At 66.4% G+C, this 20,559-nt stretch carries 18 protein-coding genes; 11 read left to right on the top strand and 7 right to left on the bottom strand.

Annotation, left to right across the window (positions count from 1 at the left end; all coding sequences use genetic code 11):
* Nucleotides 1-94: 94 nt before the first annotated feature.
* Nucleotides 95-2,791 carry a helix-turn-helix transcriptional regulator gene (locus tag ACFYOW_RS46125; protein ID WP_387297942.1) on the bottom strand — a complete coding sequence of 899 codons (2,697 nt, stop codon included), beginning with the start codon at nt 2,789-2,791 and terminating at the stop codon, nt 95-97.
* Between the two features lie 245 nt (nt 2,792-3,036).
* On the opposite strand from ACFYOW_RS46125, the gene ACFYOW_RS46120 reads away from it, so the two are divergent.
* On the top strand, nt 3,037-4,221 hold the full coding sequence (locus ACFYOW_RS46120) for a DUF2235 domain-containing protein (protein WP_387297940.1): 1,185 nt from the start codon (nt 3,037-3,039) through the stop codon (nt 4,219-4,221).
* Here the strand turns inward: ACFYOW_RS46120 and treY are convergent.
* Genes treY through ACFYOW_RS46105 form a run of 3 tightly spaced genes read right to left on the bottom strand, consistent with a single transcriptional unit; the run spans nt 4,207 to nt 9,005 of the window.
* On the bottom strand, nt 4,207-6,621 hold the full coding sequence (treY, locus tag ACFYOW_RS46115) for a malto-oligosyltrehalose synthase (RefSeq protein ID WP_387297948.1): 2,415 nt from the start codon (nt 6,619-6,621) through the stop codon (nt 4,207-4,209). The genes ACFYOW_RS46120 and treY overlap by 15 nt on opposite strands.
* A gap of 51 nt (nt 6,622-6,672) precedes the next feature.
* On the bottom strand, nt 6,673-8,793 hold the full coding sequence (gene glgX / locus ACFYOW_RS46110; RefSeq protein WP_387297938.1) for a glycogen debranching protein GlgX: 2,121 nt from the start codon (nt 8,791-8,793) through the stop codon (nt 6,673-6,675).
* 59 nt (nt 8,794-8,852) lie between these two features.
* On the bottom strand, nt 8,853-9,005 hold the full coding sequence (locus ACFYOW_RS46105) for a hypothetical protein (protein ID WP_387297936.1): 153 nt from the start codon (nt 9,003-9,005) through the stop codon (nt 8,853-8,855).
* A 258-nt stretch (nt 9,006-9,263) separates the two neighbouring features.
* On the opposite strand from ACFYOW_RS46105, the gene ACFYOW_RS46100 reads away from it, so the two are divergent.
* Complete coding sequence (locus tag ACFYOW_RS46100; protein WP_387297934.1) at nt 9,264-9,479, top strand: hypothetical protein; 216 nt, start codon at nt 9,264-9,266, stop codon at nt 9,477-9,479.
* Between the two features lie 32 nt (nt 9,480-9,511).
* On the opposite strand, the gene ACFYOW_RS46095 is transcribed toward ACFYOW_RS46100, so the two are convergent.
* Entirely contained in the window at nt 9,512-10,444 is a 933-nt protein-coding gene (locus ACFYOW_RS46095) for a GNAT family N-acetyltransferase (RefSeq protein WP_387297932.1), read from the bottom strand.
* 151 nt (nt 10,445-10,595) lie between these two features.
* Here ACFYOW_RS46095 and ACFYOW_RS46090 point away from each other — a divergent pair, with 151 nt between their 5' ends.
* On the top strand, nt 10,596-11,864 hold the full coding sequence (locus ACFYOW_RS46090; protein WP_387297930.1) for an adenosylmethionine--8-amino-7-oxononanoate transaminase: 1,269 nt from the start codon (nt 10,596-10,598) through the stop codon (nt 11,862-11,864).
* Nucleotides 11,865-11,868: 4 nt separating this feature from the next.
* Here the strand turns inward: ACFYOW_RS46090 and ACFYOW_RS46085 are convergent, their stop codons facing one another.
* Complete coding sequence (locus tag ACFYOW_RS46085; RefSeq protein ID WP_387297928.1) at nt 11,869-12,189, bottom strand: hypothetical protein; 321 nt, start codon at nt 12,187-12,189, stop codon at nt 11,869-11,871.
* 133 nt (nt 12,190-12,322) lie between these two features.
* Between ACFYOW_RS46085 and ACFYOW_RS46080 the strand changes: the two genes are divergently transcribed.
* The 3 genes from ACFYOW_RS46080 to ACFYOW_RS46070 all read left to right on the top strand — a co-directional run bounded on the left by ACFYOW_RS46080 (nt 12,323) and on the right by ACFYOW_RS46070 (nt 14,862).
* Nucleotides 12,323-13,471, top strand: a complete 1,149-nt coding sequence (locus tag ACFYOW_RS46080) for an 8-amino-7-oxononanoate synthase (protein WP_387297926.1) — start codon at nt 12,323-12,325, stop codon at nt 13,469-13,471.
* A gap of 73 nt (nt 13,472-13,544) precedes the next feature.
* Nucleotides 13,545-14,222 (top strand): dethiobiotin synthase, encoded by a 678-nt coding sequence (gene bioD, locus ACFYOW_RS46075; RefSeq protein ID WP_387297924.1) that lies wholly within the window; start codon nt 13,545-13,547, stop codon nt 14,220-14,222.
* Between the two features lie 169 nt (nt 14,223-14,391).
* A complete protein-coding gene (locus tag ACFYOW_RS46070) occupies nt 14,392-14,862 on the top strand; it encodes an SRPBCC family protein (RefSeq protein WP_387297922.1) in 471 nt (156 codons plus the stop codon).
* 21 nt (nt 14,863-14,883) lie between these two features.
* Here ACFYOW_RS46070 and ACFYOW_RS46065 read toward each other — a convergent pair whose 3' ends face one another.
* Entirely contained in the window at nt 14,884-15,024 is a 141-nt protein-coding gene (locus ACFYOW_RS46065; RefSeq protein ID WP_387297920.1) for a hypothetical protein, read from the bottom strand.
* Nucleotides 15,025-15,071: 47 nt separating this feature from the next.
* Between ACFYOW_RS46065 and ACFYOW_RS46060 the strand changes: the two genes are divergently transcribed.
* From ACFYOW_RS46060 to ACFYOW_RS46040, 5 genes are all read left to right on the top strand, one after another.
* Nucleotides 15,072-16,238, top strand: a complete 1,167-nt coding sequence (locus ACFYOW_RS46060; protein WP_387297918.1) for an alpha/beta fold hydrolase — start codon at nt 15,072-15,074, stop codon at nt 16,236-16,238.
* A gap of 75 nt (nt 16,239-16,313) precedes the next feature.
* On the top strand, nt 16,314-17,402 hold the full coding sequence (locus ACFYOW_RS46055; protein WP_387297916.1) for an ABC transporter substrate-binding protein: 1,089 nt from the start codon (nt 16,314-16,316) through the stop codon (nt 17,400-17,402).
* A gap of 2 nt (nt 17,403-17,404) precedes the next feature.
* Nucleotides 17,405-18,271 carry an ABC transporter permease gene (locus ACFYOW_RS46050; protein WP_387297914.1) on the top strand — a complete coding sequence of 289 codons (867 nt, stop codon included), beginning with the start codon at nt 17,405-17,407 and terminating at the stop codon, nt 18,269-18,271.
* Nucleotides 18,247-18,996, top strand: coding sequence for an ABC transporter ATP-binding protein (locus tag ACFYOW_RS46045; protein WP_387297912.1), 750 nt, complete (start codon nt 18,247-18,249; stop codon nt 18,994-18,996). Before ACFYOW_RS46050 ends, ACFYOW_RS46045 begins: the two co-directional genes overlap by 25 nt.
* Nucleotides 18,993-20,336 carry an LLM class flavin-dependent oxidoreductase gene (locus tag ACFYOW_RS46040; protein WP_387297910.1) on the top strand — a complete coding sequence of 448 codons (1,344 nt, stop codon included), beginning with the start codon at nt 18,993-18,995 and terminating at the stop codon, nt 20,334-20,336. Before ACFYOW_RS46045 ends, ACFYOW_RS46040 begins: the two co-directional genes overlap by 4 nt.
* Nucleotides 20,337-20,559: the final 223 nt, after the last annotated feature.

Genomic DNA, 20,559 nt, shown 5'->3' with positions numbered 1-20,559 from the left:
ACACCCCCCCCCCCCACCACCCACCCCCGCCGCGCGGGCCCGCCCCCGCCCCCCCCCCCCCCCACCCCCGGAATCAGCCTTATTCAGCAGCGTCCTAGGCGACGTCGAGGGGGAGGTCGGGGAGTTCGGTGCGGGAGAGGACGCCGAGTTTGGGGTAGGCCTTGTAGAGGTGGTGGCCTACGGTGCGGGGGCTGAGGAAGAGTTGGGCGGCGATGTCGCGGTTGGACATTCCTTGGGCGGCGAGGCGGACGATCTGGAGTTCTTGGGGAGTGAGGCGGGCGAGAATGCCCGTGGTGGGGCGGGTTGTGGTACCGACGCCGAGGGCGGCGAGTTCGGTGCGGCTGCGTTCGGCCCACGGTGCGGCGTCGAGACGGTCGAAGGTTTCCAAGGCGGGCTGAAGTTGGTTGCGCGCCTCGGACTTTCGACGGTTGCGTCGTAGCCATTCACCGAAAAGCAATTGGGTTCTGGCCTGTTCGAAGGGGCGCCCGCCGCGTGCCAGTGCGGTTTGAAAGTGGCTCTCCGCCTTGGCTTCCGGCCCGGTCAATGCCAGGCAGCGCTCGACCAGCGCGGTGACCCACTCTTGTCGCGAGACCTTCGCCCAGGCGCGCAGGCGATCCAGTGCGTCACCTGCTCGCTCCGCGTTGCCTATCCGCACCGCCGCCTCGATCAGATCCGGTAGGGCACGCAGGCCGATCACGTGGTGGCGGGCAGGTTCGACGGTCAACAACTCCAGCCGGGACAGCGCACTGTCGACCTTGCCGAGGCCGAGATCGAGCACGCCGAGCGCGGCCAGGGTCCACGGTGCGCCGGGCGCGGCCGCACCGCCGAGTTCCTCGGCCAGGGCACGGTCGACCAACTCACGGCAATCCTGTTCGCGCCCCTCCACTGCCGCCAGATAGGCGAGATAGCTCGACATCTGGCTGATCCAATGCCGCTGCCCGATATCCTCGGCGATCCGCAGTCCTTCGAGTGCGGCGATGCGACCCTCGCGCGGTCGGCCGAGGAACAGTTCGGTCTCGGCACGGAAGAACAGCAGGGTCGGCAGCAGTGCGATGCGGCCCTGTTCGCGGCATTCGGCAATGAGGGTCTGCGCCAGCTCCGCGGCCTGTTCGTCCTGGCCGACGACCAGCCCGACGCCGCACATCTGCACCAGATCGCGCGGGCTGTCCGCACCGTTGCGGCGGGCGGCCGCGGCCGCGTCGCGCAGGTCGATGGTGAATCGGCCGTCGATGCCCGCGACCGTGTAGCGGGCGATGGGTGTCATCGGCTCGGCGTCGGGCAGGTCCAATGCGTTGATGTGCGCGGCGATCTCGGCGAGTTCCGGTGCGCCGAGGTACCAGGCCGTGTGCACCGCCTGCATGAGGATGCGCGCGGCACGGGGCGAATCGTCGGTGCGCACCAGATCAGCACCCGCGAGCAATAGCTGATGCGCCGAGAGTGGTTTGCCCGCACCGAATTCCGCGGTGGCGCGAACCAGATCCAATCGGGCCCCGAGCATTCGGTCGGTGCTCAAACCGGCCGCGCGATCGGCCAGTCGGCCGGCACGGTCCAATTGTCCGGCCTCACCGGCGGTTTCGGCGGCAGCCACCAGCCGTCGAACGCGGGCACTCGCGTCGGTACTCAAACCCGCGGCGCGTTCGTACGCGGCGACGGCGCCGGAATAGCCGCTGCGCCGACGCGCGCGATCGGCGGTGTCCTCCAGCGCTGCTGCGGTGGTCTCATCCGGACCGGTCGCCGCCGAGGCCAGATGCCAGGCCCGTAGGTCGGCGTTCTCGGGTTCGGTCAGCGCGGCGGCGAGGGCGGCGTGCGCGGCGAGCCGCTGCGTCAGCGGCGCACCCTGGTAGACCGCCGAACGCAGCAGGGGATGCCGGAAGCGCACGCTCACGCCATCACTACCGACCAAACCGGCGTCCGCGGCGGGCTGTAGGTCCGATAGCTGCGCTCCGAGTTCGTCGGCCGCACGCAGCACCGTGGTGAGATCGTTGGTGCCCGCCGCGGCCGCTGTCAGGAGCAACGTCCGGGTGGCTGAAGGCAGCTTGGTCACTTTGCCGTGAAATGCCACCTGGAGCCGCTGTGTCAGCGGCAAGGGATTCGGCCCATGACTGGAATCGTTGCCCTCTGCCGCCAGAACTGCGGGCAGTTCCAGCAGCGCCAGCGGATTACCGCCCGCCTCGGCGAGCAATCGGTACCGGATGGCGGGCGAAAGATCCGGACCGCGACTGTCCACCAGCGCGGCCGCCGACTCCTGCGTCAAGCCGGTCAGCGCGAGTTCGGGCAGGCCGGGCGCGGGAAAATCCTGCTCGCCGGTCCGCGTCGCGAAGATGATCACCACGCCCTCGGCGTCGAGTCGCCGCGCCGCGAACAGCAGCGTCTCCGCCGTCGCCCGATCCAGCCAATGCGCGTCATCGATCAAACAGAGCAGCGGCCCCTCGGCCGCCTCCTCCGCCAGCAGTGACAGCACCGCCAATCCGATCAACATCCGATCCGCCGGATCATGCTGCGCCAGACCGAATGCCCCGCGCAGCGCATCCCGCTGCGGTGCGGGCAATCCGTCCACCAGTGCCATTCCCGGCTTGATCAGCAGATGCAGCCCCGCGAACGGCAATTCCGCCTCGGACTCGATTCCGGCACTGCGCACCGCCGGAATCCCCTGCGCCGCCGCATAATCCAACAGCGCCGTCTTTCCGATGCCCGGCTCGCCGCGCACCACGAGCGCATCGCTGCGCCCCGCACGAGCCGCCTCGAGAAGCCGATCGATCCGGGCTTGTTCGACTTCTCTTCCGTGGAGCATCTGCCCACCGTAACCGCCGACCGAACCCGAGTGACCGACACCCGTTTCATCGACGCTTCGCTGGCAGCGGTATTCGGCGATCCCACCCGGTCGCAGCCGCGCCAGGGTACTCGCGAAAATCCCGTTCGGAGCGTGCCTTTTGCGTTGAAAGACAACATTTTCATTAACATCCGCCGCGGATGCCTCGATGATTCGGGTAGTCGAGTACGCAGGTTTCGACGGTAATCGGGGCGGAGGATCTACTCATGAAACGACTGGTGGTCTGCTGCGACGGCACATGGAAGGCCGAATCCAGCAACACGGTATCGAATATCATCAAGATCGCGCAGACGATCCGGTACGAGGCGCCGGGACCATCGGGGGAGTCGATCCCGCAGTGGGTCAGCTACGTATCCGGGCCGGGCGCGCGCGGCTTCCTGGCCGACCGCCTGATGGGTGGTGCGTTCGGACTCGGACTCGAGGCGAATCTGTCCTCGGCGTACTGGCATCTGGCACTGAACTGGCAGCCAGGGGATGAGATCTACATCTTCGGTTTCAGCCGCGGTGCGTACACCGCGCGTAGCCTGGCCGGTCTGATCGGCCGCATCGGAATCATGACACCCGATGCGATGATCGAAGGAAAGTACCCGGACGCCTTGCGGATTCACCATCAGCCCGCGCCGCAGCGGACCGCGCAGAATCCGGATCCGAAGGAGCCGCAGGAGTGGATCGACTTCCGCAAGGCGAACTGCTGGGACGCTCCGGCCAAGATCGACTTCATCGGGGTCTTCGATACCGTCGGCGCACTCGGCGTGCCCGGACTGACGTCGCTGCGACACCGGTTCCACGATGTGAAGCTCGGGCGCAATGTCTACTGCGCGCGGCAGGCCCTGGCACTCGATGAGCGGCGACGCAATTTCGAACCGTGCCTCTGGGAGGTGCCGATCGAACCGGATGTGAAGTACTCCCGCGACTACGACCGGGTGAAGCAGGTCTGGTTCGAGGGCGTGCACAGCGATGTCGGCGGCGGCTACAAGGAATGCGGACTCTCCGATATCACGCTGCGCTGGATGGTCGAACAGGCCGAGGCGGTCGGACTCGTCTTCGACCGCGACCGGCTCGAGGGGCTGTCCCAGCGGTGCGCGGCCTCGGGTGCGAAACATATGGAATTGCATCGCTCGCTCGGCATCGGATACCGAATCCTCAATGTGCTGCGCACCATTCGCCAGCCGAGGAATCCGCGGTTCTACTGGGATTCCTGGCGGCGGCTGTACACCGACGGAGACCGCGGCGTGCGCCTGGCCTCCACCGCGCACGACGCCACGGACTACCGACCCGCGAATCTGCGGCGCTGGTTGAAGGACAATGACGGAATGGTGCCCGAAACGCTGATCGAGAAGACCGGCACGGTAACGGCCATCACGCCGGAGGAGCCCTCAGCGCACGAGTAGTGCCACCGGCAGCCGGGCGAACAGCTTTTCCAATCGCGCCCGGCCCTGGAAGGTGTGGCCGGTCAGCCGGTCGGTCCAGTTGCCCTGTGGCAGCTCCAAAGTGGTATCGGCCCACCCGGTTTCGGCCAGACCGAGGCTGTGCCGGGTGGCGGCCACGATCACCTCGGGCGTCTCACCGGCCCGGCCGCGCGCGTAGGCGACCAGCCTGCTCTCCTGCTCGCCGGTGGCGAACAGCGGCAGGTAGGTGCCGCCGACGAAACAGTCCGGACGTTCGCGGCGCAACCACAGTGCATAGGCGACGATCCACATCTTGGCCGCGCCGGTGGTATCCAGAGCCGGTGTGCCGGTAAGTGATTGCAGCAGTCCGGCACGGGCCGCGAAATCCACCGGGCGGCGGTTGTCCGGATCGACGAGCGTGTCCTCCCACAGCTCGCAGCCCTGATAGATATCGGGAATTCCGGGCCCGCACAGCTGCAGCAGCTTCTGTGACAGCGAATCCGACCAGGCGTGCGGGGCGAGTTCGTGCACCAGATCACCGATTTCGGAGCCGACCGGCCCGTCGATCACCGCATCCAGCCAGCCGTGCACCTGCTTCTCGAATTCGACATCAGGTTCCTCCCAGGAGGTATGGACACCGGCCTCGCGAATCGCTTTCTCCGCGAACAGATGCAGTCGCTCGCGCAGTCCGGCCACGGACGAGGCCGGTCGGCCGTCGGCGGGCCAGACGCCGAACATGTTCTGCAGCAGGAACAACGTCGTCGCGCCGTCGGGACCCGGGGTGATCTCCTGCCAGGATTCGACGGCACGCGCCCAGGTCTCCGCGGCCTGGGACAGCAACCCGATCCGGGCGCGCACATCCTCTCCGCGCTTGGTGTCGTGCGTCGACAGTGTCGTCATGGTGGCGGGCCAGCGTTGCGCGCGTTCGCTATTGGACAGGTGGAATTCGTTGAGCGAGTGGCCGAATCGGGCCGGATTGCCGCCCACCTCCTGCAGCGATACCAGCCGCGCCGCCTGGTAGAACATGGTGTCCTCGACGGCCTTCGCGGTGATCGCACCGCAGACCTGGCTGAATCGAACGGCCGCCTCGCCGTCGGACGCCAGCGCCGCCACCAGCACGCTCAGCGGCACCGTCAACTCGCTATTGCGCTTCTCCACCTCGGCGACCACCGCGCCGGTCATACCGGCCAGCGGCGCGTAATCCACGCGGTAGACCGGCATGAAGGCCAGCACCTCGATGGTGGCATTGGTCAACGCCATGGTGTCGAAGCTTTCGGCGTGCGCGTCGCGCTTGATCGCGGCGACCAGGCGCCGGATCTCCGGGGCCAGGATGTTCTCCGCCACCGCGCGTTTGATGCGGTGTTCGGTTTCGCCGATCCAGGCGCGGTCGCTGCCGTGCCCGGCGACTTTGCGCGACAGTTCGGTCAGCGCCTGTTCGCCGTCGGGGTCGATCAGTACGCCGCCGTAGTCGGACAGGGCGTCGTAGCCGGTGGTGCCGTCGACCGGAAGCGTCTTATCCAGTGGTTCGCGGTTGGCGAGGATCTTTTCCACGAGTAGTAGCCGGTGCGGGCCGATGAGCCGACGCAGCTTCGTCAGATACGCGGTGGGATAGGACAATCCGTCCGGATGGTCGACCCGGACGCCGTCGATCAGATCGTGTTCGCACCACGCGGCCAGCTCGCGGTGGGTGATCTCGAAGACCTCGGGATCCTCCTGGCGCACCGCGGCCAGGCTGCCGACCGCGAAGAACCGCCGGTAGGTGCACAGCCCGGCCTTCCAGCTGACCAGCCGGTAGTGCTGTTTGTCGTGGATGCGCAGCGCATTGTCGCCGTCGGTGCCCGCCGCGATGGGGAAGCGTAGATCGTGCAGTGCCAGCATCGGTTCCGAACCGGTCCGGTCCACCGTCAGTGCGGCCGGATCGTTTTCGCTCTGCAGTACCGGCAGCGCCAGCCGGCCGCCCGCGCCATTGCCCGCGCTCCAGTCGATATCGAAGAAATGCGCGAACTGTGATTCGCGGCCGTTGCGCAGCACGTCCCACCACCACGGGTTCTGCCTGGGATCGGCCACGCCGACGTGGTTGGGCACCAGATCGACGATCAAACCCATACCGCGGCTGCGCACTTCGTCCGCGAGTGCCTTGAGTCCGGCCGGGCCGCCGAGGGCCGCCGAAACCGTGGTGGGATCGGTGACGTCGTACCCGTGCGTCGAACCGACCGTCGCGGTGAGGATCGGCGACAGGTACAGATGCGAAATACCCAGCTGCTGTAGGTATTCCGCGATCGCGCGGGCATCGGTGAAGGTCAACGCGTCGGGGCGCAGCTGGAGTCGGTAGGTGCTGCGAACCGTCGTCTGCCGGGCCGGGGTGCGGCCACGGGAGATGGGGTCGGTGTGGTGGGTCTGCATATCGGACTTGGGCGTCTCGATCTTCGGCGTCTCGGTCATCGGCGGTTTCGGTTATGCGGGGCAGTGGAGGACGAGCAGACAGCGGGCGGGGACGGCGACGGTGCTCGCCGCCGGATAGGTGGCATCGGCGCGGCCGTCGGGCACCGAACAATCCAGTGCGACAGCCCATTCGGCGCCGTAATCCGGATCGGGCAGTACGAAGTCGAGTCCGCTGTCGTGGGCGTTGAAGCACAGCAGGAACGAATCGTCGGTGATGCGCTCGCCGCGCGGGCCGGGTTCGTTGATGCCGAGGCCGTTGAGATAGACGGTCAGCGACTTGCCGAAACCGCTGTCCCAGTCGGCGGGTGTCATCTCCTCGCCCGCCGGGGTGAGCCAGGCGATATCGCGGGCGTGCTCTTTCGAGCGGATCGGCCGGCCCGCGAGGAAGCGGCGGCGCCGGAATATCGGATGCGCCGTGCGCAGTGCGATCACCCGCTTGGTGAATTCGAAAAGGTCCGAATTCGTCTGCATCAGCGACCAATCCATCCAGGCCAGCGGTGAATCCTGGCAGTAGACATTGTTGTTGCCCTGCTGTGTGCGGCCCATCTCGTCGCCATGGGCGAGCATCGGGGTGCCCTGACTGAGCACCAGCGTTGCCAGCAGATTGCGACTCTGCCTGGCGCGCAATGCGAGTATCTCCGGATCGTCGCTGGGACCCTCCACCCCGCAGTTCCACGAGCGGTTGTAGCTCTCGCCGTCGCGATTGCCCTCGCCATTGGCCGCGTTGTGTTTCTCGTTGTAGGACACCAGATCCCGCAGCGTGAAGCCGTCGTGTGCGGTGATGAAGTTGATGCTCGCGCTCGGCCTGCGTCCGGTTGCCTCGTACAGATCCGAGGATCCGGTGAGCCGGGAGGCGAATTCGCCGAGGGTGGCGGGTTCACCGCGCCAGTAGTCGCGGACGGTGTCGCGGTACTTGCCGTTCCATTCGGTCCACTGGCCGGGGAAATTGCCGACCTGGTAGCCGCCCTCGCCGACGTCCCAGGGCTCCGCGATGAGCTTCACCTGGCTGACCACCGGATCCTGTTGCACCAGATCGAAGAAGGTCGAGAGCCGGTCCACATCGTGCAGTTCGCGGGCCAGTGTGGCGGCGAGATCGAAGCGGAACCCGTCGACGTGCATATCCAGGATCCAGTAGCGCAGCGAGTCCATGATCAGCTGCAGCGTATGTGGGTGGCGCACGTTCAGGCTGTTACCGGTGCCGGTGTAGTCCATGTAGTGCGACGGGTCCTCGTCGACCAGGCGATAGTAGGCCGCATTGTCGATCCCGCGGAAGGCCAGGGTCGGCCCGAGATGATTGCCTTCGCCGGTGTGGTTGTAGACGACATCGAGGATCACCTCGATGCCCTCGGCATGCAGTGCGCGCACCATGGCCTTGAATTCGGTGACCGCCGCACCGCCGCGTGGGCTGGCCGCGTATTCGTTGTGCGGGGCTAGGTAGCCGAAGCTGTTGTAACCCCAATAGTTTCGCAGTCCCTGATCCAAAAGGACGCGGTCGTGCAGGAATTGGTGCACGGGCATCAGCTCGATCGCGGTGATGCCGAGTTCCTTCAGATGTTCCACGATCGCCGGATGTGCGATACCGGCGTAGGTGCCACGCAATTCCTCCGGAATATCGGGGTGCGTCATCGTCATGCCCTTGACGTGCGCCTCGTAGATGACCGTCTCGTGGTAGGGCCGATTCGGTGGACGGTCGGCGCCCCAGTCGAAGAACGGGTTGATCACCACGCCGGTCATGGTGTGCCCCAGCGAATCCTCGCCGTAGGTGTAGAGCGAGGAGTCGTTGTCGAATTCGCCGTCGAAGGCCTTGCCGTAGGGATCGAGCAGCAATTTGCTTGGATCACAGCGCAATCCGTGCTCGGGATCGTAGGGTCCGTGCACCCGGAAGCCGTAGCGCTGGCCGGGTCCGATGGTCGGGAGATAGGCGTGCCAGACGTAGGTGTCGACCTCTTCCAGCGGCACTCTGGTTTCGGTGCCGTCCCTGGCGATAAGGCACAGTTCGACCGCGTCGGCAACCTCGGAGAACACCGAGAAATTGGTGCCTGCGCCGTCGTAGGTCGCGCCCAGTGGGTAGGCGGTGCCGGGCCAGACACCGAGGGGTGTCACCTCACCGGGCGCTGCGTCGGGCTGAGCCATGTCAACGACACTAGCGCCAGCCGGATCGCGCTCCGTGCGGGTGGTTGCGGCCGGGCGAGTCAGTCCTGGTCGGGGCCGGTTTCGAGCCAGCGCCGCCGGTAGCAGATTCGGGTGGCCAGGCGGGCAAGTCCGCCGAATACCGCATCCTGCAGCCAGACCGGGATGCCCGCGAGATAGCCGTCCTGGTAATCCCACAGCAATGCCAGCGCCAACGGGGTCGCGCGGCATCCGGGAGCGGACGGTGGTCTTGTGTGCGGCGTCGAGGTTGTGCCAGAGCTGGAACATCTCCCAGTGCCGCAGCGGCGGGCGGATCTCGTGGTCGAAGACGGTATCGGGCGCCTCGCTCCAGAACTCGTGTACCGCGCGCGGTGGCGCGGTGAGTGAATCACCCGGATGCACAACGGTTTCCGTGCCATCGATCTTGAAGCGCGGCCGACCGCTACGCAGGTCCACGATTCGCTGAGTACCGGATGCCAGTGGCGGCCCGCCTGCCGGTCCGCCTCCGGCAGTTGATGTTCCAGCCGGAACGGAAGATCGACCCGGATGATCGGCGGGCACGGCTCGTAGTGCTGACTACCGAGGGACATGCGGCGCTCGGCGTGGCGGCGGAGCAGATCATACGGATCGAGCGGAAGCTGGTGGCGACTCTGAGTGGGCGAGGGTGGCTGAGCTGCGGCAATCGCTGAGCCGCGTACACGAGGCGCTGAGCGACTGAGTTTCACTGCCGGGCAGGCAGCGTCAGTCGCCACGTCTGGCCGACCAGGTCGTGGCCGAAGCTGTGGTGCGGATTCGATTCGACGAGTTCGAAACCCGCGCGCTGATAGATATGCCGCGCGGAGGTCAGGATGTCGTTGGTCCACAGCACCATGTCGCGGTAGCCGACCTCGGTGGCGAATCGCAAGCAGCGCTCGACCAGTGCGGAGCCGACGCCGAGGCCGCGCGCGGTCGGCTCGACCAGCAGTAGCCGCAGTCGGGCCGTGGTCTCGTTCTCCGCGACACAGAAAACACAGCCCACCGGCTCGCCGTCGTATTCGGCGATCCAGGCGTGTTCGCGATGCTCGTCGTGGTCGTCCAGATAGTCCGCGACAATGCGGGCCACGAGCGTTTCGTAGCTGGCGTCCCATCCGTATTCGGCGGCGTAGAGCGCGGCATTGCGCTGGATGACCCAGCCGTAGTCGCCGGGTTTCGGCGCGCGGAGTACCAATTCGCCGAGGCCTGGTCCGTCGAGAATGCGCTGGATGGTGCGCATGGAGGTGATCAGTCGCGCGCGCTCGGCGGGTTTGTGCGCATTGAGGAGGTAGCCGACTTCGGCGCTCGAGCGCTGATTGAGTACGGCGAAGATCTCCCTGCCGCGGTCGGTCAGCCGAACCTCTTGGCGTCGCCCATCGCTTTCGGAGCGATTGCGCTGGACCAGCCCGTCCTTTTCGAAGCGAGCCAGGATGCGGCTCAGATAGCCGGGGTCCAGGTCGAGTGTGCGACGCAGCGTGACGACCTCGCTCGCGCCGGAGTTGGCCAGTTCGAACATGATTCGCGCTTCGGTGAGTGAATATTCGCTGTCCAGCAGGCCCTCGCGCAGCACCCCGATGACCCGGGTGTAGCGGCGGTTGAATTCGCGCACGGCGTCGATGTCGGCGGCGGCAATGGTGGTCACGGCGGCTCCCAATCTTTGACTTAGTCAAAGAATACGTCGGAACGGTCGTGTCGGTGTGGAATTCGACGGGGGATCGTGCGCGCGCAGCTCGAGTGGTAACTTGAACAGCGTTCAAGCCCATCTGGGCTGTCACGCGACCGCGAGGAATCCTGTGGCATTGACCCTTGACGAGATCACCGCCATCGATGCCGAACATGTCTGGCATCCCTACGGCGGCTTTCCCGCGACGACCGAACCGCTGGTGGTTTCCGGTGCTTCCGGAACCCGGCTCACCCTCGCCGACGGTCGGGAATTGGTCGACGGGATGAGTTCGTGGTGGGCCGCCATCCACGGTTATCGGCATCCGGTACTGGATGCCGCGCTGGTGGCGCAGTCGCAGCGGATGAGTCATGTGATGTTCGGCGGGCTCACCCATGAACCGGCGGCTCGGCTGGCCGCATTGCTCGTCGAATTGACGCCCGGCGGTCTGGACAAGGTATTCCTGTGCGACTCCGGTTCGGTATCGGTCGAGGTCGCGGTGAAGATGTGCCTGCAGTATTGGCGCGCGGCGGGTAAGCCGGGAAAGCGGCGGCTGCTCACCTGGCGCGGCGGGTATCACGGCGATACTTTCACGCCGATGAGCGTGTGCGATCCGCAGGGCGGCATGCACGCGCTGTGGACCGATGTGCTCGCCGAGCAGATCTTCGCACCGGCACCGCCGCGTGAGTATTCGGCCGAGTATGTGGCCGAGTTCGAGCGGTTGCTGGCCGCGCATGCGGCGGAACTCGCGGCCGTCATCGTGGAGCCGGTCGTGCAGGGCGCGGGCGGGATGCGCTGGCACGATCCGCGGTATCTGACCGATCTGCGGCGCCTGAGCGACGAGTACGGGGTGCTGCTGGTCTTCGATGAGATCGCGACCGGATTCGGGCGCACCGGAGCGCTTTTCGCGGCCGATCACGTCGGAGTGAGCCCGGATGTCATGTGTGTCGGCAAGTCGCTCACCGGCGGGTATCTGACCTTGGCCGCCGCGCTCTGCACCTCCCGGATCGCGGAAACCATCAGCGCCGAGCACGGCGGGCTCATGCACGGTCCGACCTTCATGGGTAATCCGCTGGCCTGTGCGGTCGCGGTGGCCTCGATCGAGCTACTGCTGCAACGGGATTGGCGCGGCGAGGTGACCCGTATCGAATCGGAGCTGAATGCCGGTCTGGCCCCGGCGCGTTCGCTACCCGGGGTGGCGGATGTGCGGGTGCTGGGGGCGATCGGCGTCGTGCAACTCGATCATCCGGTGGATATGCGCAAGGCCACCCACGCCGCCGTCGAAGCGGGCGTCTGGCTGCGCCCTTTCCGCGATCTGATCTACACCATGCCGCCCTTCATCAGTACGACCGAGGACATCGAACGCATCGCCGCCGGTATGGTCGCCGCCGCCCAGGCCTGACATGTCAAGCGCGTCTGCGGGCGTCGTGCGCGGTTTCGGCGTTCTCGGGACGGTCGGTGTCGGAGACGATCTCCCAGACCCGGAAGACGCAGTGGTAGTCGTCGGCCCAGCCGGAGGCGATCAGCAGATAGGTGTCGCCGTCGCGCAGCAGGACACGGCGACCCGGGAGTCTCGGATGCTGCGGAGTGAAAGTGGGCACGAGCGAGTGCAATTTGGCCAGGGCCTGCTCGCGCGTGCCGATTACCTCCGCCAGAACCCGCGGCGACCAACGCTTGTGCTCGCCGGAACCTGTTGTCTCTTCGACGACTATCGCCCACCGTGGCATTCGGCCCTACTCCCTTTGGCGGAAATGCCGCGCCACCGTCGGTCGGTGGCGACCTTCAACGATTGGCTCCAACGGTACCAGCACCAGACCCCGCCCATGCGGCTTGAACGGTGTTCAAGTATGCTGCGGAGCTGTGACTACCGATCCGTTGGGCTGGCTCGACGAACGCGCCGCCGAGCGCGTGCGCGTCGGGCTGCGCCGTGAGCTGCGACCCCGTGCGGCACAGTCGCCATCGATCGACCTCGCCTCCAATGACTACCTCGGGCTGGTACGTCATCCGGAGGTCATCGAGGGTGCGATCGAGGCCGTGCGACGCTGGGGCACCGGGTCCACCGGATCCCGGCTCGTCACCGGCACCACCGCCGAACACGAGCAGCTCGAGACCGAACTCGCCGAATTCGTCGGCGCCGAGGCCGGTTTGGTCTTCGCCTCCGGCTACGCCGCCAATCTCGGAGTGGTGACCGCACTCGCCGGGCGAGATGCGCTGGTCGTCTCCGATGCGGCCGGCCACGCTTCGCTGGTCGATGCCTGCCGGCTCTCGCGCTCGCGCGTGGAGATCGCCGCGCATTGCGATGTCGAGGCGGTCGAGCGGTTGCTGGCCGAGCGGAGTGAGGAACGGGCACTGGTACTTACCGATTCGGTATTCAGTGCCGACGGCGATATGGCTCCGCTGGCCGAGTTGCACCGGGTCACTCGGGCGAATGGCGCGGTATTGATCGTGGATGAGGCGCATGGGCTCGGTGTGCGCGGCGCGGGTGGGCGCGGGCTGGTGCACGAGGTCGGTCTGGCCGGGGAACCGGATCTTGTCGTGACCGCGACGCTGTCGAAAGCCCTTGCCGCGCAGGGCGGTGTGGTATTGGCCAGCGAGCGGGTGCGTGCGCATCTGATCGATGCGGCGCGCACGTTCATCTTCGATACCGGACTCGCACCCGCCGCGGTCGGCGCGGCCAGGGCGGCGCTGCGGTTGTTGCGTCGAGAGCCCGAGATGGCGGGTCAGGTGTTGGAGCGAGCTGCCGATATCGCGCGCATTGCCGGTGTGGCGAAACCGGATTCGGCGGTTGTCTCGGTGGTGCTCGGCGAGGCGCAGGTCGCGTATGACGCCGCGCAGGCGTGCCGCGCACGTGGACTCGATGTCGGATGCTTCCGTCCGCCGACCGTGCCCGAGGGGACATCGCGGCTGCGGCTCACCGCACGGGCGAATCTGACTCCCGGCGAACTCGACACCATCGCAACGGTCCTCGGCGAGGTGCTGGCGCAGGCGCGTGGATTGGTGACCGCATGAGCGTACGAAGTGAGCGAATCATCGACACAGCGCGCCTCGCGCATGGCATAGCCGAGCGCCAGCGAGGCGAGTCATGAGCGTGCTGTTCGTGACCGGTACCTCGACGGAGGTCGGCAAGACCGTGGTGACCGCCGCGCTCGCCGCAGCCGCGCTGGCCGCCGGTCGATCGGTGGCGGTATGCAAACCGGCCCAAACCGGTGTGGCGCCGGGCGAACCCGGCGATCTCGCCGAAGTCGAACGCCTCACCGGCGTTACGAGAACGATCGAGATCGCGCGCTATCCCGATCCGCTGGCTCCGGATACCGCCGCGCGTCGGTGCGGGCAGCCGCTGTTGACATTGAGTGAAACTGCCGCAGCTATCGACTCATTCGCCGATGCGGATCTGACCCTGGTCGAAGGCGCAGGCGGATTGCTGGTCCGCCTCGGCGAATTCACGCTGCTCGAGCTGGCGCAGAAGCTGGATGCTCCGATGCTCGTAGTCGCCGCGGCTGGGCTCGGAACTCTCAACCACACCGAATTGACCACGCGCGCGCTGTCGTCAGCAGGTGTCCGCTGTCCGGGGCTGGTTATCGGCTCATGGCCGAAGGAGCCCGGGCTGGCGGAGGAGTGCAATCGCATTGATCTGCCTCGGGTTACCGGGGTCGAGTTGGCCGGCGCGGTGCCCGCGGGGGCTGGTGCATGGGATCGCGAGCGGTTCTCCGCGGCTGCACCTGATTGGTTCACCCCCGGTTGGTCAGCGCTCGGCCAGTAAGTTTCCGCGGCGGGGTGTCTCGGTGAGATGCGTCGACCGGCAACTGAGAGCTCTGGCTGTGTAGCGAGCGCAGCGCGACTGTTGGATGAGCGGCGGCCCGGTGAGCTGTGAACGGCGGCTGTTCTGCGGACTGACCCGAATCAGGCGCGGCACGACTATCGTTCGACCCGTGGCTTCCACTCGGATCGGCTGGCATGTGAAAGCGCCGCGGGCGACCGTATATCGCCTGCTGCTGGACCCGGACGCGGTGGCGGCCTGGCAGGTGCCGACCGGGATGACCAGCGAGGTGCACGAATTCGACCCGCGCGAAGGCGGAACCTTCCGAATATCGCTCACCTACGACGAGCCGACCGACACCGGCAAAACCACCGCGCAGACCGATACCTTCCACGGCCGGTTCATGCGGCTGGTACCCGATGAGCAGGTAGTCCAGATCGTCGAATTCGAGACCGACGACCCCTCGGTGACCGGCGAGATGACCATCACAATCGACTTGGTCGACGCCGACGGCGGCACCCAGATCAACGCCGTCCACGACGGACTGCCCGAGGGCGTCCCGCTCGACCAGAACGAACTCGGCTGGAGCATCTCCCTCGGCAAGCTCGCCACCCTCGCCGAAACCGGCGAACTGCCCTCATAGCAGCCACAGTCATCGTCACGCTCAATACTGAACGCAGGCACCAGATTCCAGCGCTCGAGCTGGGTAGGGGCCTGCGACGGCGCGCGCCACCTCGACCTGCTGGTCGTGGGTTTGCGGCCAGTTGTCGGCGAACATTTCCGCCGCAAACTCGGCGATTGTCACGCGCACTCGCCTGGCAGCACTCGCGAACCGTACCTACAGTGGGGAAGATGTCGCCGTTGGACGATCGGCACCCGTCCACCGTCTCGGACTGGGACGACGCGCGACGGAGGGCCCGGCTTCGGGAGACTCGTCTCGGGCACGGGTGGCAGACGTTGCGCCGTACCAGGTTGGCGCTGCTGCGGGTCGCCTTGATATTGCTCGCTGGGCTCATCGTGTTCGCCCAGTACTGGGTGCACGACGTCACCCCGGAACGCGATCGGCTCGCGCGCACCGAACCCGCCGTCCTGCCGATCGCCACCCCCGCGCACGATCGTGACTGGGACACGGTCGTCGTCGATATGGTCGGTCTCGGTGGACTCAACGCCAGCAATACCGCGGCCGCGCTGCCCGCCCTCAGCGATATGGGAGTGGTCTGGGCCATCAAATACGACAATCAAGGTATCGACACCAAGGTGATCGCGGATCTGATCATCCGCGCCGCCCAGATGTCGGGGCTGAAGAACGTTGTGCTGGTCGGACACAGTATGGGTGGGGTCATCGCGCTCGAGGTCGCGCGGCATATCCATCTCGACAGCGACCTGCGCCTGGTGGGAGTGATGCTGGACTGCACGCCGGTGGATTTGAATGCGGTGCGTCCGGAGAGTCGCGGTGCGGGCGAGGATATGGTGCGCTGGATGGGCTGGCTGCCGGGGGCGCGGGAAAGCCGCACCCTGCGGCTGGCGGTCGAAACCTACGCGCGCCGTGACCGATTCGTCGATCGCGGGGCCAACGGGTTGCCCGGGGTCCGGCTCGAGCCATTGCGCGATGTCGTCGAAGAAGTGTTGCGCGAGAAGGTCTTCTCCAAAGACGTGGCAAGCAACGGCCTGATCGAGACGCAGTTCCTGGCGATCGTGGCGGGCGGTGCGATCAACGATCTGCGTGCGCTGTCCCGGCCCGCCGACGGCAAACCACGCCCGGCCATCGTCTTCATCCGCCCGCGCAATCCGGATAACGATCGGGTGGTGGATGTCGAGTACTCCCATCAGGTACTCATCGAGCGGGCCGGTGGCGTCGACGGCTCGCTGTTGGTCGTCATGCCGCGAAATACCGGGCACGCCAACCCGATGCAGCGTCCCGAGGAGTACAACCGAATCATCGATCAGCAGATCCTGCCGTTCATCGAGCGATATCAGGAGCAGGTGCGCGCGACGATTTCCGCGGCGGCGCCGCGCTGAGTCGGCGGGCGCTGCGTTGGAATCAGGCTAAGGCAAACCGTATGCGTGCCGGTTTCGTCTTGATTCAATCACCGCATGTTCCGACCACGTACGTTCCTGACCGGCCTGCGCGGCCGCACAATCGCCGCCTTGCTCGCTGCGGTGACCGTTGCGAGCTTGGGTGTGACCGGCTGCGCGAGCGACGACAAGCCGGTCGGTAGAACCGACGCTCCGCTGCCCACCGAAATCCCCGCGGGCACAAAGCTCGTGCTCGCCGATCAACAAGAGCGGTTCAAGTCGGTACTCCAGTTCTCCGGCGAGCTCGACAAGCTGCCGTTCAAGGTGGAGTTCGCCAATTTCATCGGTGGACCGGCCATCCTGGAGGCATTCCGGGCCGGCGCCGCCGATGTCGCGACCGTCGGCGATGTCCCACCGATCCATGCGCAGGTCGCCGGTCAGGATGTGCCGATCGTCGCGGCTTACCAATCCAATCCCAACGCACTGAAACTCGCGGTGGCGCCGGGCAAGACGGCCACCACGCTCGCCGACCTGAAGGGCAAGAAGATCGCCTACGCGGAGGGCACCGCCCAGCAGGCCGCAGTGCTGCGGGCGATTGCCAAGGCCGGGCTGAAACCCAGTGATGTGCAACTGGTCCGGCTGCAGCTCGCGGAATTCCTGGACGCGGTGCGCACCGGCCAGGTCGATATCGCGCCACTGGCCGAACCGAACGTCACCCGGCTGTTGCGTACTGCGGGCGCCTCGCTGATCCCGGATTCGGAGACCACCGGCATCTACGGCGGTGTCGGCTACCTGTACGCGCGCCGTGCCGCGGTGACCGATCCGGCCAAGGCAGCGGCGACTCGGGCGCTGGTCGCCGCCTATATTCGCGCCTACCAGTGGGTCAATACCCACCAGGAGGAGTGGGCGCGCAAGTACTACGTCGAGAACCAGAAGGTCAGCGCCGATGATGCCAAACGCATCGTCGACTCGTTCGGCACCTACACCTTCCCGCATCTGGATCAGCAGCTCATCGATCGCCAGCAGGGCACCATCGACGCGATCGACAACGCGGGCGAACTGCCCAAGAAGGTGCGCGCAGCGGACGATTTCGATCTGCGCTTCGACGCCGTCATCACCCAGGCCGTCACCGAGAGCGGCGCCGCGTTCGAACCGAAGGCGAAATAGCAATGGCTACCTTGGATGCCGGTGTACTCGGCCGGATCGGACGAAGTTCACACACCGCCGCGGAGCCGGTTCTGGCCCGCCGCAAGCCGACTCGGCCCCGGCTCGGACCGGGCCGCCCGATTCCGTTCGGCATCGCCATCGGTCCCGTACTGCTGATCGCGGCATGGGTGATCGGATCCGCCTCTGGCGCACTGGATGAGCAGACACTGCCCGCGCCGTGGACGGTCGCCGAGACCGCACGCGATCTGCTCGCCGACGGCAGACTGCAGTCGAACCTGCTGACCTCGCTGAAGCGCGCGGCCTGGGGCCTCGGGCTCGGCGTGGTGATCGGTGTGGTTCTCGCCTTGATCGCCGGATTGAGCCGCGTCGGTGAAGCCCTGCTGGACGGGCCGATTCAGATCAAACGCTCGATTCCGACGCTGGCGCTGATCCCGCTGTTCATCGTGTGGTTCGGCATCGGTGAGGACATGAAGCTCATCGTCATCACGACCAGTGTGGCGATTCCGATCTACATCAATACCCACGCGCAACTGCGCGGCGTCGACAGCCGGTATGTGGAATTGGCTGCGACGGTCGGTCTTTCGCGATGGGGATTCATCCGCCGGATCGCGTTGCCCGCTTCGCTGCCCGGATTCTTCACCGGGCTGCGGCTGGCGGTAACCATTTCCTGGCTGGCGCTGGTCGTGGTCGAGCAGGTGAATGCCACCAGCGGCATCGGCTATCTGATGACGCAGGCGCGTACCTTCGGCCAGATCGACGTCATCGTGGTCGGCCTGGTGATCTACGGCCTGCTCGGATTGTTCGGCGATCTCGCCGTGCGCGCGACGGAACGGAGGGCGCTGTCATGGCGGCAGACGATCGCGGACTGAATGTGGTCCGAACCCGCGGGCTGCGCAGGGGTTTCGGCGACCGCGTTGTGTTGCACGGTATCGATCTCGATATCGCGCGCGGCGAATTCGTCGCACTGCTCGGGCGCAGCGGTTCGGGTAAGAGCACCCTGCTGCGCGCGCTGGCCGAGCTGGATCGCGACGTCCTCGGCTCGGGTGAGTTGCGGGTGCCGACCGAACGTGCGGTGGTGTTCCAGGACTCGCGGCTGCTGCCGTGGAATCGGGTACTGGACAATGTGACTCTCGGTTTGAAGAGTGCCGATGCTGCCGAGCGCGGTCGCACCGCGCTGGCCGAAGTCGGCCTCGCCGGGCGGGAAAAGGCCTGGCCCAAGGAGCTTTCCGGAGGTGAGCAACAGCGTGTCGCTTTGGCGCGTTCCCTGGTCCGGGAACCGGAGTTGCTGCTGGCCGATGAGCCCTTCGGTGCGCTGGATGCGCTAACCCGCATCAAAATGCATGTGCTGCTGCAGGATCTGTGCGCCAGGCACAAGCCGGCCGTCTTGCTGGTGACCCACGATGTCGATGAAGCGGTGCTGCTCGCCGACCGCGTACTCGTCCTCGACGAGGGACGCATCGCCGTCGACCAGCGCATCGATCTGGAACGTCCACGCCGCCACATCGATCCGGACTTCAACCGCCTGCGCGAGCTGCTGCTCTCCAGCCTCGGCGTCGATGTCGCGGCCCTGCACGATGAAAAGAAAGCCTCATGACCCGCCAACTCAGCCTCAATGCGTTCATCTACCCCTCCGGACATCACGAGGCGGCCTGGCGGCATCCGCAGAGCCGACCCGACCGGATCTACGATGTCGCCTACTACCAGGAGATCGGCCGCACGGCCGAAGCCGCGAAACTCGACGCGGTGTTCTTCGCCGACGGGCCCGCGCTGCGCACCAATGTCAAGCACAATGCGGCCTCCGGTCTGGAACCGATCACCCTGCTGACCGCGATCGCGACGGCCACAACCCATCTCGGCCTGATCGCAACCGCGTCCACCACTTACTACGAGCCCTACAACCTGGCCAGGCTGTTCTCCACGCTCGATCACATCTCCGGTGGCCGGGCGGGCTGGAATATCGTCACCACCGGAACCGATCTCGCCGCAGCGAATTTCGGGCTCGACAAACATCCCGATCACGCGACGCGATACGCGCGGGCGCGAGAATTCGTCGATGCGGTCGTCGCGCTGTGGGACAGCTGGGAGGACGACGCCATCCTGCTGGACCAGGAGGCGGGCATCTACGCCGATCCGGACAAGATCCATCCGATCGACTTCGTCGGCGAATACCTGAGCGTGCGTGGACCGTTCAACGCGCCGCGCACCCCGCAGGGACATCCGGTGCTCGTACAGGCCGGCGCATCGAATGACGGCCGGGCCTTCGCGGGCCGGTACGCCGAGGCGATCTTCACCGCACACCAGCGGCTCGAGGACGCGCAGGCGTTCTATGCCGATATCAAGGCCAAGGCCGCCGAATTCGGCCGGGACGCCGACCAGATCAAGATCCTGCCCGGCATCAGCCCGTTCATCGGCGACACCGAGGCGGCGGCCAAACGGTTGGAGCGGGAGTTCAACGAGCTCACGGTGCCCGAATACGGGCTGAAGCAGTTGGAGGGCATCGCGGGGGAGAGCTTGCGGAACCTGCCGCTGGATGAACCGGTACCGCTCGAATTATTCAGCGATGCGGGCGATGTCACTGATAACGAGCGCAGCCGTCGGCAGGTGGTCGCCGGAATCGTGCAGCGGGAACGGCCCACCGTGCGCGGGCTGCTGCATCGCCTTGCCGGTGCTAGGGGACATCGAGTCTTCGCCGGTACGCCCGAACAGGTCGCCGACACCATCGAGGAATGGTTCCGCAATGGCGCCGCCGACGGTTTCAATGTGATGCCGCCCTACTACCCGGGTGGCCTGGAGGTCTTCGCCGAGCAGGTCGTCCCGATCCTGCAGCGGCGCGGCCTGTTCCGCACCGAATACACCGGAACCACACTGCGCGACCACTTCGGTCTGCCGCGGCCGCAGAGCCGGCACGCCCAGCGACCGGCGCTCGCGCGGTGAGCGACTGTATCGGTCCGCATCGAGCCGAGAGAACTACTGCCATCGTTGGGCCCAACGGCACCGGCAACACCACACGGGTGCCGTACCGGCTGGCATCCGGTGGCGGTAGCAAGGCGGCTTCGTCGTGGGAAAGCATGTGCTGCATCAGTGTTCGACGTGAGTGGCCTGGCCCGTCCCGTCGAGCGCCGGACCATCTGCACCGGTGCCTTCGCATGTCGCGGAC

The sequence above is a fragment of the Nocardia sp. NPDC006982 genome (genome assembly GCF_042869435.1).
In the GTDB taxonomy this organism is placed as follows: domain Bacteria; phylum Actinomycetota; class Actinomycetes; order Mycobacteriales; family Mycobacteriaceae; genus Nocardia.
This window is presented reverse-complemented; position numbering and strand designations above follow the sequence as displayed.